The 11,999-nt window shown below is 45.7% G+C and carries 13 protein-coding genes; 6 read left to right on the forward strand and 7 right to left on the reverse strand.

The features are described from left to right. Nucleotides 1-4: 4 nt before the first annotated feature. Nucleotides 5-514 carry a YusW family protein gene (locus FQV30_RS03370; RefSeq protein ID WP_186725506.1) on the reverse strand — a complete coding sequence of 170 codons (510 nt, stop codon included), beginning with the start codon at nucleotides 512-514 and terminating at the stop codon, nucleotides 5-7. A 127-nt stretch (nucleotides 515-641) separates the two neighbouring features. Here FQV30_RS03370 and FQV30_RS03375 point away from each other — a divergent pair, with 127 nt between their 5' ends. Continuing rightward, complete coding sequence (locus tag FQV30_RS03375) at nucleotides 642-884, forward strand: hypothetical protein (RefSeq protein WP_146498724.1); 243 nt, start codon at nucleotides 642-644, stop codon at nucleotides 882-884. 69 nt (nucleotides 885-953) lie between these two features. Next, entirely contained in the window at nucleotides 954-1,667 is a 714-nt protein-coding gene (locus FQV30_RS03380; protein ID WP_146498725.1) for a glycerophosphodiester phosphodiesterase family protein, read from the forward strand. Between the two features lie 26 nt (nucleotides 1,668-1,693). Here FQV30_RS03380 and FQV30_RS03385 read toward each other — a convergent pair whose 3' ends face one another. The 3 genes from FQV30_RS03385 to FQV30_RS03395 form a co-directional block, all read right to left on the reverse strand. Then, nucleotides 1,694-2,713: a DUF2804 domain-containing protein gene (locus tag FQV30_RS03385; RefSeq protein ID WP_146498726.1), complete on the reverse strand. Its 1,020-nt coding sequence runs from the start codon at nucleotides 2,711-2,713 to the stop codon at nucleotides 1,694-1,696. Between the two features lie 184 nt (nucleotides 2,714-2,897). After that, nucleotides 2,898-3,752 carry a DegV family protein gene (locus FQV30_RS03390; RefSeq protein ID WP_146498727.1) on the reverse strand — a complete coding sequence of 285 codons (855 nt, stop codon included), beginning with the start codon at nucleotides 3,750-3,752 and terminating at the stop codon, nucleotides 2,898-2,900. A gap of 131 nt (nucleotides 3,753-3,883) precedes the next feature. Then, complete coding sequence (locus tag FQV30_RS03395) at nucleotides 3,884-4,450, reverse strand: glycerol-3-phosphate acyltransferase (RefSeq protein ID WP_146498728.1); 567 nt, start codon at nucleotides 4,448-4,450, stop codon at nucleotides 3,884-3,886. 19 nt (nucleotides 4,451-4,469) lie between these two features. On the opposite strand from FQV30_RS03395, the gene FQV30_RS17855 reads away from it, so the two are divergent. Beyond that, entirely contained in the window at nucleotides 4,470-4,643 is a 174-nt protein-coding gene (locus FQV30_RS17855) for a hypothetical protein (RefSeq protein WP_186725507.1), read from the forward strand. Here the strand turns inward: FQV30_RS17855 and FQV30_RS03400 are convergent. Further along, nucleotides 4,638-6,011 carry a dipeptidase gene (locus FQV30_RS03400; protein WP_146498729.1) on the reverse strand — a complete coding sequence of 458 codons (1,374 nt, stop codon included), beginning with the start codon at nucleotides 6,009-6,011 and terminating at the stop codon, nucleotides 4,638-4,640. The two genes, FQV30_RS17855 and FQV30_RS03400, sit on opposite strands and share 6 nt — an antisense overlap. A gap of 153 nt (nucleotides 6,012-6,164) precedes the next feature. Between FQV30_RS03400 and FQV30_RS03405 the strand changes: the two genes are divergently transcribed. The 3 genes from FQV30_RS03405 to FQV30_RS03415 all read left to right on the forward strand — a co-directional run bounded on the left by FQV30_RS03405 (nucleotide 6,165) and on the right by FQV30_RS03415 (nucleotide 9,957). Further along, the gene (locus FQV30_RS03405; RefSeq protein ID WP_146499556.1) at nucleotides 6,165-7,406 is read left to right on the forward strand and encodes a hemolysin family protein; all 1,242 of its coding nucleotides are present in this window, start codon (nucleotides 6,165-6,167) and stop codon (nucleotides 7,404-7,406) included. Between the two features lie 406 nt (nucleotides 7,407-7,812). After that, nucleotides 7,813-8,346, forward strand: coding sequence for an RNA polymerase sigma factor (locus tag FQV30_RS03410; RefSeq protein WP_146498730.1), 534 nt, complete (start codon nucleotides 7,813-7,815; stop codon nucleotides 8,344-8,346). Nucleotides 8,347-8,502: 156 nt separating this feature from the next. Further along, nucleotides 8,503-9,957, forward strand: a complete 1,455-nt coding sequence (locus FQV30_RS03415) for a phospholipase D family protein (protein ID WP_146498731.1) — start codon at nucleotides 8,503-8,505, stop codon at nucleotides 9,955-9,957. A 45-nt stretch (nucleotides 9,958-10,002) separates the two neighbouring features. On the opposite strand, the gene FQV30_RS03420 is transcribed toward FQV30_RS03415, so the two are convergent. Then, nucleotides 10,003-11,574, reverse strand: a complete 1,572-nt coding sequence (locus FQV30_RS03420; protein WP_146498732.1) for an ABC-F family ATP-binding cassette domain-containing protein — start codon at nucleotides 11,572-11,574, stop codon at nucleotides 10,003-10,005. 210 nt (nucleotides 11,575-11,784) lie between these two features. Beyond that, nucleotides 11,785-11,967, reverse strand: a complete 183-nt coding sequence (locus tag FQV30_RS03425) for an SE1832 family protein (RefSeq protein ID WP_146496278.1) — start codon at nucleotides 11,965-11,967, stop codon at nucleotides 11,785-11,787. Nucleotides 11,968-11,999: the final 32 nt, after the last annotated feature.

The following is an 11,999-nucleotide window of genomic DNA, read 5'->3' on the forward strand; positions in this document are numbered from 1 at the left end:
TGAATCAGTTTCCGGATGCTTGATATTCTTTATCTTCTCCGCCTTGATACTGCACTTCAATTTCAATATTGCTGTAGCCCTCTTTTAAACCAAAAGCCTCCGCGACTTGCGAAATAACATCTTCATCAGACATGTCAGGCTGAAGCTCCATATTTGTAAAGGCCGGTTCAATCTCATCCCATGCCTCGTTGCCGCTAAGTTCTACATTGTCGATTTTGTTTGTATAGGTGGCTTCGACTTTCTCGCGGATTTCTTCGTAGCTGACGGCATAGGCTTCATCTTGGTCCGGATAGTCTACTGTCATTTCAAATTCCGTGAAGCCGAATGTCCCGCCGCCGACTTCCTGGCTGTCAACACCGCCGCTGGTGGCTGCGTCAGCATTCGTGTCAGAAGGATCGGTGGATTCTTCGTTTTGGACCGGTTCAGTCACTTCTTCATTGCTGCCGCAGGCAGCAAGCATGATTGTTGAGGATAGAAATAAAACGGTCAATAGGGGATACTTGCGATACCTCATGAGTCTCATCCTTTCGCTGTCGTATTTCTTATTATGATCATCATTCCCGATTTTCGTGCTTTTAATCTTTAACGGGGATTTCCTAAAGCGGCGAAATTTAGAAGAAGGATGTCCGAGAGGGGCAGGAATGGAGTTTTTCCAGTTGGCTGCGATAATGCCAGCCGCGTATATGAAATTCCGCGATGGCTCAGGAAATTCCAGCGCTTTTCAATTTCATCAGTGCCGCATGATTGGCATCGTATTGGGGTATAAAACTAAATATATCCTAAAATTAATGAAAAAAGGAAATGCTTCATCAAAAGCTGGGAGAAGCTATCCGAACCCCAGGATTGTACGCTGCCATTCGGAGATTGTGGCATCAATCACTTAAAGAAAGTGCCCGATCAATACTTCTTCCCGGAAATTCGGGAAATATGCACGGATCTATAGGAGGAGCTTCATGAAAATTTACGCAAATAGAGGAAGTTCAGGGAATTATCCTGAAAATACACTTGCCGCTTTCAGAGCTGCCGCTGAGCTGCCGATTGCAGGAATTGTTATGAATGTACAGCTCTCAAAAGATGGAAAAGTTGTCGTTATCCATGATGAGAGGCTGGAACGCACTACAGATGGGCAAGGGTATGTGAAAGACAAAACACTCACGGAACTGAAGGATTTGAATTGCGGAGCCTGGTTTTCTCCTGACTGGGAAGAAGAAAGAATTCCGACTCTCGATGAGGTATTCGATATATTCCAGGGAACTGACCATCGCCTGAATATCGAATTGAAAACGGATTTTTTTCCATACGACCAGCTGATTGGAAAAGTGATTGCAATATCGGACAAGCGTGGTATGACTGAAAGGCTCATTTTGTCTTCGTTCAATCATGAAGATGTTCAAAAAGTATGCAGAGAAACGCATGTTGAATCAGCTATCCTGACATCGGATATTTTAGTGGACGCTTATGATTATGCGCGGGTAATCGGCACAGACCGCATCCACATATCGTTGTCGGGCGCCTACCGGAGAACTGCTACCGATGCGCTGAGAAAAGGCGCGATTGTCTACGTTTACGCCGGAGATGACCTGCAATATGCCGAAGAGCTCCAGCAAATCGGGATACACGGATTGATCACAAATCATCCGGAAGTGATGTTAAAGAGATTGCCGTAAAAAAGAGGCGCCCAAGGGCGCCTCTTTTACCATTTAGCATGATGTTCTTCGATTGCCCCAAGCATTTGAAGGATTTTCACCTTTTTCCCATCGGGTTCGCGGACATAGCCGTTATAATAGCCGAAAAGCTGATGCATTTCTGATTTCACAAGCCGAACATCCGTTTTGGAGACTCGTTCAAAAAAAGGAACGAAGGTCAGCTTCACATCATCAGAAAACTTTGTATGGATAAGCCATGGTTCTTTATAGTTTTCCCGATTGTATCGGAACAAGACATCTTCATGGATTTTGGTCATTTTCCCATTTATGAAAAAAGCATTTTCAGTCATACCGGTTCCATCGGTCCACTTGCCGCCGAAATTCAATCCGATGACTTTGCCATGAAAACGCTGGGAGGCCATAGCCCAGTTCCAAGATGTTTCCCGAGGCCAGACGCCTCTTCCATAATCCAATATGGCGTAGGTGTCATCCACATCAAATTCATATCGCTGGCTGCCGATTTTTACCGAACCGGAAGTTGGAAGAGAGAGATGTTTCCCGGTAAACTGGAACGTCTGCCGATTCCAGGGAATGACGACGTTCAGGGAATCATGGCTCTCAGGATGATGCACTTCGAGATCAGCCTGCAGCGATTCGCCTTCAAAGTCGTTTACGGTTACAGTAATATGTGTTTTATTTTGGCTGTAATCAAATTGAATCACCATATCATCATGGCGGAAAAAGCTGCTTTCCAATACTTGTCCAGGAAGCTTGAGCTGGCGTGTGAATGGAACAATGACAGTTTTCTCCTGAAAGCGCAATGTTTCATAATTTAAAAAGTAGACGTTGCAAATAGTGGCGTAGTCCAAGTGGCTGATAGTTGCGGAAAACATCAATTCTTCCCCGAAAACACACCAATAGTTCCACTTTTTCTTGCGCAAAAAGTTCCCCCGTAAATTGCACTCGATAAGCGGCTCTCTCGCAAAGCCGATGGCGTTGGGATTTAATTGGCCTTTTGCATCACAAAGCATTACGTGTTCTGTAAGTTCCCGTTCTACATGCTGCATTAAATCCACCTCGCACCTTATTCTCTTCCTTATTGTAGCAGACTAAGAGAAGAAAGTTAGTAAAGAAGGGGCTGCAGAAGAATCGACAAGCTAAAAAAAAATAAAGAATGGCCAAAAACAGGACTATACTACTGATTGATTGCAGCTTGCTCTTCTATAAGCGATTTGAAGTTGCGGCGTTTTGTTATTGGGGTGGTTTTCTCCACATTAAGGCAAGTGTTCCTTCACCGGCATGGACTGCAAGAGAAGAACTGATGTCACCGATCAATATATCCGCTTCGGGAGCAATTTTCAGCACTTCCTGCTTCAAGCTTTCGGCTTCCGCTGGAATATTGGCGTGGATTACCTGGAAAGTATTTACGCCATGCTCTTCGTGATCTTTCTTGGCATGGTTCAACAAATATTGAACCGCTTTTTTATGTGAGCGGACTTTGTCGATTGGGGCCAATTCCCCTTCCGGAGTCAGTTGGACGATTGGCTTCACCTGGAGCAAACTGCCGATGTAATATTGAGCACCGCTCATCCGGCCGCCTTTATATAGTTGAGTCAAGTTGCCGATCAATATATAATTGCGGAAATTTTTGGTTTCCGCTTCGAGCTTAAGCGCAATCGCTTCTGCCTCCAACCCTTGTTTGGCCAATTCAAATCCTCTTTCAAGCAAGCCCGACAAGCCATAGGACAGAGCCATTGAATCAACAGCGTATAATTTGAAATTGCTCATTTGAGCTCCTGAAACAGAAGAAGCGATCGTGCCGCTCAATTTAGCGGAAGCATGGATAGCGATGCCGCATTCGTATTCTTCCTTTAGCTTCTCGTAAAGTTCTGCGAATCTGCCGGCAGAAGGCTGTGACGTTTTAGGGAATTCCGGAGCGGCTTTGATGCGTTGATACAGCTGTTCATTTGATAAATCCACTCCGTCTACAAATTCTTCCAAACCGAAATGCAAATTCAACGGAACTACATAAACATCCGGATGAGCCTTAAACTCTTCAGTGACGTAGGCTGTACTGTCTAAAATCCAGGCGAATGGTTTTTTCATTTTAAACATCCCATCTTTTATAATTTGAATAATAAAACTATACCATTAATAATATTGTCCCGGTAGCATAATCCTATTTCCGCCCAAATGAGCGTGTATGTTATAAACGAAATGGCATTCATTGAATAATATCAGGCTTTAGAAAAACGGTTTTCGAACGATTCCTTCAAGTCTTTTTGGTGCTTGATCAATATGAAGAGAATGGCAATTATGAGCGGCCATGTCCAGCCCAATTGCTGCCAAAGAACCGCTGCGACAATGAAAGCGCCATAGCTAAAAAGCATGGTCAATGTTGCACTTCTGACAAATGGCAAACAAAGAGCGAAAACGATGAACATGACCAGAAAAAGCTTGGGAGTCAAAAACACTGTCACTCCGATAAACGAAGCAATGCCTTTTCCGCCGCGCCCCTTTAGCCAAAAAGGAAACAAATGGCCGCCAATCACCAAAAGCCCCGCTGCGGCAATTATCCACAAATCGAATTGAAAATACCTGCCAAGCCAGACAACGAATGCCGATTTTCCGGCATCACCTAAAAATGTGAGGAAAAAAGCGGATTTTCCGATGACGGCTCCAGCATTCCGCGCCCCAAGATTGCCGCTCAACTCGGTCCGCAGATCGATGCCTTTCCACTTTCCGACCCACCAAGCCGTCAATAAATTTCCGATAAGATAGGATGCAATCCAGTATAAAATCATCAAGTGCCCCCTAATTTGGTTGTTACAATTATTAAAACAGTTAGGGAAAGAGAAAGGAAGGGGCATAGGGAAAAGAACTGGGGCATGGCGGACCAATCGGCATCTCACGACCGAAGAAATCCGTTCAATCGGCAACCAAGCGAAAGCAAAACAGCCATTCCGCAATTTGGAATGGCTGTCTGATGCTTTATAGATTAGAAGCTTCAAACAAGTAATCGCTGATGACGCGAAGCCCTTGATCAAAGTTTTCAAGATGGAAATGTTCATTTGGTGCATGGAAGTTTTCGGATGAAAGGCCAAAGCCCATCAAAACAACTGGCAGTCCAAGGATTTCATCAAATGCCGCTACGATTGGCACCGATCCGCCCATACGTGTGAAGGCGGTCGGAACCTTATACACTTTTTCATACGAACGGCCTGCCGCTTGTATTGCCGGATGGTCGTATGGAGTAAGGAACGGTTTTCCTTTGTCGAATTCGGAAATTGAAACAGTCACGCCAGCCGGTTTGTGGCTTTCTACATGTGCTTTCAATTTTGAGACAATATCGTCCGGATCTTGGCCGGGCACCAGACGGCATGTGATTTTTGCGCTGGCTTCTGATGGCAGGACGGTTTTGATGCCTTCGCCTGAAAAGCCGCCGGTAATGCCATTGATTTCAAGCGTCGGGCGGATCCAGGTCCGTTCAAGGAACGTAAAGCCCTTTTCGCCGAAGTCTTCCGTAATGCCAAGCGCTTTTTTCTCTTCTTCCAAATCGAACGGAAGAGCAGCAAACTCAGCGCGTTCTTCATCGGAAACAGGCACTAAGTTGTCGTAAAAGCCATCGACCGTAATGACTCCGTCTTTGTCATGGAAAGAAGCCAAAATTTCAGAGATGGCGTGCAGCGGGTTTTGTACGGCGCCGCCGTAAAGGCCGGAGTGCAAATCGCCTTTAGGGCCTTTCAGGTCGATCTGGATGCCGGCCAAACCGCGAAGTCCGTAGCAGACTGCCGGGCGTCCCGGACCTTGCATTCCAGTATCGGAAATAACGATCAAGTCAGCTTTTAGCAACTCCTGATTTTCTTGCACATACACTGGAAGGTTGGGGCTGCCGATTTCTTCTTCGCCCTCGATGATGAATTTCATATTCACCGGAAGCTCTCCATTCAACTGAAGCAAAGCCTCCACCGCTTTGACGTGCATGAATGTTTGGCCTTTGTCATCGCTTGCGCCGCGGGCGTACAGCTTGTTGCCGCGTACTTGCGGATCGAATGGGGCCGTTTCCCATAGATGAAGCGGGTCGACAGGTTGGACATCATAATGGCCATAAACCAAAACCGTCGGCTTGCCTTCTGCGTGGAGCCAGTCAGCATAAACTACCGGATGGCCAGCGGTCTCATCAACCTTTACATTTTCCAGACCAGCTTTTTCCATTGATTCTTTTAGCCACTCCGCGGCATGGCGGACATCTTCTTTATGTTCTGACAGAGAGCTTACAGAAGGGATGCGCAAAAACGCTTTCAGTTCTTCCAGATGCTCTTCCCGGTGTTCTATAAAATAAGTGTCTACTGCTTGTGCATTCATTTACCGTACCTCGCTTTTTAGGATTTGTAATTATGAAAAAAATTATAACATACCAAGTTCTGGTTTTCGACATGCTGAAAATCCATATGCTATAATGCATAATACGGAAAGAGTTCGTAAAATTTTGTGTTCAATATAAATGGGGGAACTGATTTGTTTATCGCATTAGGGTTTTTTTTATTTATGTCGTTTTTCTTTTCAGGAAGCGAAACGGCTTTGACGGCAGTTAACAGGATGAAGGTCCAGCTTCGCGCAGAGCAGGGCGAGGTGAAAGCACAGCGGCTGCAAAAGCTGATCGCGAAGCCGGACCGGATGATCACTTCACTATTGATCGGAAACAATATCGCCAATATCATGCTTCCGACTTTAGTAACAACAATCGCATTGACGAGAGGATGGGAAGTAGGGATAGCGACAGCGGTATTGACTGTTGTTCTCATCATTTTTGGTGAAGTGCTGCCAAAAACGATTGCGGCAACATTCTCTGACCGCGTTGCTTACCTGGTATTTCCGGTCATTTCGTTTCTGGTTGTTCTGTTCAAGCCGATCACTTGGGTTTTATCGCAGTTTACCAATATTTTTATCCGCATCATTTCCAAAGGCGCCGTAAAAGAGGCGACAATTTCAAAAGAGGAATTGCGGACAATGGTGGATATTGCGTCAACAGAAGGAACGTTTGAAGAAGAAGAGTCGGAGCGGATCAAAGGGGTCTTGGACTTCCCGAACAAGGACGTGTCAGACGTCATGTCGGCTCACCGGACGGATATTGTAGGCATCGCAATCAATTCCACGTATGAAGAGGTTCGGGATTTGATCTTGGAATCTTCGTATACGCGCTATCCTGTTTATGAGGAAAGCATGGATAATGTAGTCGGACTTTTTTACTCGAAAAAGTTGATTGAATGGTCGATGAACCCGAACTTGACTCTGGAGGAATTGATGGATGATAATCCGTTGTTCGTTGTCCAGTCGGTGAGCGTAGAGAAAGTCTTCAAATTGATGTTGTCCAAGAAAAAACACATGGCGGTCATTTTGGATGAGTACGGCGGAACACTTGGCATTGTCACGCATGAAGACATCATCGAAGAAATGATCGGCCAGGAAATCGAAGATGAAACGGATATTGAAGAGGAAGAGCTGGTTTTTGAAATGACGGAAACCAGATTGTCATGCCATGGCCGCTTGGAAATCGATGACGTCAATGCGATGTTCCATATTAATGTGCCGAATGACCATGATACGATTGCGGGCTTTGTCATGCAGCAGTTGGGCCATGTGCCGGACGAAGGCGAACAATTCGATTACGAAAATCTCCATGTCGAAATCAACGAAATGGACCGAAACCGGATTGTCCGTTTGACGATTACAAAAACAAATGAAGAAGTGTATGCATAAACTCTTTGCCTCAGGGCAGGGAGTTTTTTCTTTTTAGGCGTTTCCGCTTTTCTTATTGTCCAGTTTCGGCGGCCAGCAGCCCTCGAGGTCGCTTCGGTCTCACCGCTCATGGCAAAAAGCGCCATGTTCGGCAAGCCCTCCAGCGCTTGTCGGGGCTGAACAGCCGCCTGTGCTTTTCTATATTGTCCAGACTCCAGCTCCTAGATTCTAGGGTCATAAGCCAGCCCTGCTGTGCGGCATAAAGGCGCCGCTTCGCCGGTCTAGCTTATGCCCGTCAAATCTACACAGGCGCTTCCGCTTTTCTATATTACATTTTTGTAAGAAAAATGAAAGTCGATGCGATAGAGTGAAAGCTTTGCTTCCGGCACAATAAGGGTAATAAGAAAACCGGACGGGGGCATGGAAGATGGAACAGTTATATTCGGAATACAATCGCTATATTTATCATTTATGTTTGAAACTGACACGGAACAAAGCCGAGGCGGAAGATTTGATGCAGGAAGTTTGGCTGAAAGTTGTGCGCTATGAGTCTTCTATAGATAAAGTGGAACACGCGAAAGCATGGCTGACTACAATCTGCATGAATACATTCCGCGACCGTTACCGCAAAAACGTACGCCGCAGCAAGCACGTAATGCACCAGCCGGAAGGTTTGGATGTGTCGCTTCTGGATTTGATCGCTTCGGATGAAGCAGGTGCTGCCGAATTATTGGAGCAACAAGACGTATCCACAATGATCCGCACTAAGATTGCTGAATTGGACGGCATTTACCGGACGACAATCCTTTATTTCTATGTTCATCAGCTATCATTGATTGAAATTGCGGAAGCGATGAAAGTATCGATTGGCACGGTGAAATCCCGTTTGTTCCGTGGAAAACAGCGGTTGAAGGACATGTTGATTGAAGATGCGCGGACACGCGAATACGTTACAGTTTAATCGGATTACCCGTCAGATTATACATTCAGAGTGGCATATGACCCCGAGGGTATGATCACTAGAAAGAACCAGCCGGTTGCGGCTGGTTCTTTTTGCATTAAAATATTAAAAATCTTTCCAGCACTTATTGCTATAATAAGGGGGAGGTGGAAGAGTATGAAGGGACAGAAATGGCAGGGATGGGGCAGAAAAAAACAGGTGCAGGTTAGTTTAGCTGCTGTTTTTGTATTAACTTATATAGGTGTAATGTTATGGCATACATATAAACCTTTGCCGGAAGGGATTTCTTACGCAGGTGAAATGCATAATGTGGAGACGATAGACATGCTTTATGATTTGTCTTACGCGCCGGATAAAGAAGGAACCGGAGCAACGCATGAATTGCAGATATTTGATGAGATCAATCAGGCAATAGACCGGGCTGATGACTTTATAGTTTTGGATTTTTTCTTGTTTGACAATTACAATGACCAGAAAATCGATTTTCCGAAAATAGCTGGAACCTTGACCGATCATTTGCTGGCAAAGAAAGAAGAAAATCCTGATTTTCCAATTACTTTTATAACTGATCCCGTCAATGGAGGATATGGCTCTTATGAAAGTGAATTGATCGACAGTTTGAAAGATGCTGGAATAGAAGTGGTCTACACCGATTTGACGGTGCTTCGCGACTCGGTGCCTATCTATTCCGGTTTGTACCGGATTCTCTTCCAATGGTTCGATTTTGGAGAAAAGGGCTGGATAGCCAATGGCATGTCAAGCGAAGCTCCAGAGATGAAATTGGCATCCTACGCGAAATTGATGAATATCAAGGCCAACCATCGCAAGGTGGTTATTACAGAAAAAGAGGCGATCATCAGTTCAGCCAATCCGCATGACGCCAGTGGTTTTCATGGGAACATGGCGTTCAAAGTGAGCGGGCCTGTCATCAACGATATGCTGGAATCGGAAGAAGCGGTTTCCAGATTGTCAGGCGGCCCTGACTTGCCAAGAACGAAGGCAAAAGAACAAGAAGGCCCATATCAAGCGCAATTTGTTACGGAAAAGAAAATTCTCGATGCTTTGCTTGGAGATATCGCCGGCACGGAAAAGGGGGATACGATTTGGCTTGCGATGTTTTTTATTTCCGAAACAGATGTGGTGGAAGCATTGACTGATGCGGCTGGTCGAGGCGTCGATGTCCAGATGATTCTCGATCCGAATGAAAATTCCTTCGGCAATAAAAAAACCGGTCTTCCCAATCGGCCGGCTGCCAACGAAATGCTGAGAGAATCGAATGGCCATTTGAAAGTGCGCTGGTATAACGCGTTTGTTGGGCAATTTCATACAAAAACGATTATGATTCAAACGGCTGAAGAAACAATCATTTCAGCAGGAGCAGCGAATTACACGGAACGCGCGCTCAATAATTACAACTTGGAAAGCAATATACGGATCATTGCCCCGAATGACAGTGAGCTGGTAAAAGAAATGGACAGGTATTTCACCCGGTTATGGGAAAACGAAGACGCGCTGTATACATTGGATACAGGAGAATACCAGAATTCCTTTTCCTTTTTTCAACGCAGCATATACGGCTTCCAGAAAATCTTCAAATTGACGACCTATTGATAAAAAAAGCCCCAGCTATAAATTCAGCTGGGGCTTTTGTGAATCTTATTTTTGTTCTTGCGGCTGTTTGCCCGCATTGATCCATTCTTCGACGTTCCAGACTTTTGTGACTAGGCCTTCATAGAATTCCGGTTCGTGGCTGACCAGGACAATAGTGCCTTTGTAAGCTTGCATTGCGCGTTTCAATTCTGCTTTCGCGTCGACATCCAAGTGGTTGGTCGGCTCATCGAAAAGGAGCCAGTTGCTTTCTTCAAGAATCAATTTGCACAAGCGGACTTTCGCTTGTTCGCCGCCGCTCAGTTGTGCCATTGAACGCGAAATGTGTTCACTTTTCAGGCCAGTGCGTGCTAATGCGCCGCGTACTTGGCCCTGTTCCATGCTCGGATAAGCGGCCCAAATTTCGTCAAGCGGTGTGTGGGCCGGGGCTTTCACTTCTTGTTCAAAGTAACTTGGCGTCAAGTATTCCCCGCGGATCACTTTGCCGTCCAACGGTTTGATTTTGCCAAGCATCGTTTTAAGAAGCGTCGATTTACCGACACCGTTCATACCGACAAGCGCGATTTTCTCGCCGCGTTCAATCATGAACGACAAAGGCGGCATAAGCGGCTTGTCATAACCGATGACCAATTCTTCCGCTTCGACAACATAGCGGCTAGGACTGCGGGTTTCTTTGAACGAGAATTGCGGCTTCGCTGCAACTTCAGGTTTTTCGATCCGGTCCATGCGGTCAAGCAATTTCTGGCGCGATTTCGCACGGCCGGTTGTAGAGGCGCGGGCTTTGTTTTTTGCGATGAACGTTTCTGTCTTTTTGATCATATCCGCTTGTTTTTCATAAGCATCCAAATGCTGCTGCTTCGCCAGTTCGGCAAGTTCGATAAATTTCTCGTAAGTCGCTGTATAGCGGCTCAAGCGTGAAAACTCCAAGTGGAAAATAACACCGGTAACACTGCTCATGAATTCCGTATCGTGCGAGATCAAAAGGAAAGCATGCGGGTAGTTTTTCAAGTAGTTGACGAGCCATTGAATATGCTCTTCGTCCAAATAGTTGGTCGGCTCATCGAGCAATAGCACTTTCGGTTTTTCAAGAAGCAGTTTGGCAAGAAGCAATTTTGTGCGCTGTCCGCCGGAAAGGGCTTCAACATTGCGTTCCAAGCCGATTGCATCAAGACCTAGACCGCGTGAAATTTCTTCGATTTTCACATCAAGCGTATAGAAATCGCCGGCATCAAGCGCATCTTGCGCTTCAGCCATTTCTTCCAACAACTCTTCAAGGCGTTCCGGGCTAGCTTCGCCCATCTGCATCGCAATATTGTTCAATTCTTCTTCTTTCTTATATAAAGGCAAAAACGCGTCTTGCAATGTTTCCCGGATCGTCCGTCCCGGAGTCAGCTGTGTGTGCTGGTCCAGGTATCCGTAATGGGTCTTTGGCTGCCATTCCACCCGGCCGTCATCGTGGATCAAGTTTCCGGTCAAAATATTCATCAATGTGGATTTCCCGACGCCATTCGCGCCGACAAGCCCTACATGTTCGCCTTCGACCAAACGGAACGACACATTGTTGAAAAGCGTACGGTCGCCAAATGTATGGCTTAAATTTTCTACTGTCAATAAACTCATTTATAGTATTCCTCCATATTTTAAAAGTAAAGTGCAAGCGCCTGTGTCAGTCCCGACAAGCGCTGGAGGGCTTGGCAGTCATGGCGCTATTTGCCATGGCAGCCAAGACAGACCGCGACCTCGAGGGGCTAGGCGCTGAAACTGGATCAAAAGTAAAGTGCAAGCGCCTGTCTGGCGAATTTCCTGTCTAACAGCAAAAAAAAATCGCGGTTACAGTTCCGCGAGTTTTCGGTTCAATTCTGCTAATCGTTGTTCCATTTTTTCCAAACGTTCTTCGGCTTTTTCCACCATGCCGGCGTGTCCAGTCGTTTCCAACTTTTCAATATCGCCTTGCTGGCGGACATAATCGGATTTCAGTTCAGCAATTTCAAATTCAATTTCCTGCCTGCTCACAAAATCACCCTTATTTTTCTATCATTATAGCA

The sequence above is a fragment of the Planomicrobium sp. CPCC 101110 genome, from assembly GCF_007859395.1.
Classification (GTDB): Bacteria; Bacillota; Bacilli; order Bacillales_A; family Planococcaceae; genus Planococcus.

What these genes read in the sequence shown, in the direction of transcription:
- FQV30_RS03420 (WP_146498732.1), bottom strand. Translation starts at nt 11,574, where the DNA reads ATGAGTTTATTGACAGTAGAAAATTTAAGCCATACATTTGGCGACCGT.
- FQV30_RS03390 (WP_146498727.1), bottom strand. Translation starts at nt 3,752, where the DNA reads ATGAAAAAACCATTCGCCTGGATTTTAGACAGTACAGCCTACGTCACT.
- FQV30_RS03400 (WP_146498729.1), bottom strand. Translation starts at nt 6,011, where the DNA reads ATGAATGCACAAGCAGTAGACACTTATTTTATAGAACACCGGGAAGAG.
- FQV30_RS03380 (WP_146498725.1), top strand. Translation starts at nt 954, where the DNA reads ATGAAAATTTACGCAAATAGAGGAAGTTCAGGGAATTATCCTGAAAAT.
- FQV30_RS03370 (WP_186725506.1), bottom strand. Translation starts at nt 514, where the DNA reads ATGAGGTATCGCAAGTATCCCCTATTGACCGTTTTATTTCTATCCTCA.
- FQV30_RS03395 (WP_146498728.1), bottom strand. Translation starts at nt 4,450, where the DNA reads ATGATTTTATACTGGATTGCATCCTATCTTATCGGAAATTTATTGACG.
- FQV30_RS03375 (WP_146498724.1), top strand. Translation starts at nt 642, where the DNA reads ATGGAGTTTTTCCAGTTGGCTGCGATAATGCCAGCCGCGTATATGAAA.
- FQV30_RS03410 (WP_146498730.1), top strand. Translation starts at nt 7,813, where the DNA reads ATGGAACAGTTATATTCGGAATACAATCGCTATATTTATCATTTATGT.
- FQV30_RS03385 (WP_146498726.1), bottom strand. Translation starts at nt 2,713, where the DNA reads ATGCAGCATGTAGAACGGGAACTTACAGAACACGTAATGCTTTGTGAT.
- FQV30_RS03415 (WP_146498731.1), top strand. Translation starts at nt 8,503, where the DNA reads ATGAAGGGACAGAAATGGCAGGGATGGGGCAGAAAAAAACAGGTGCAG.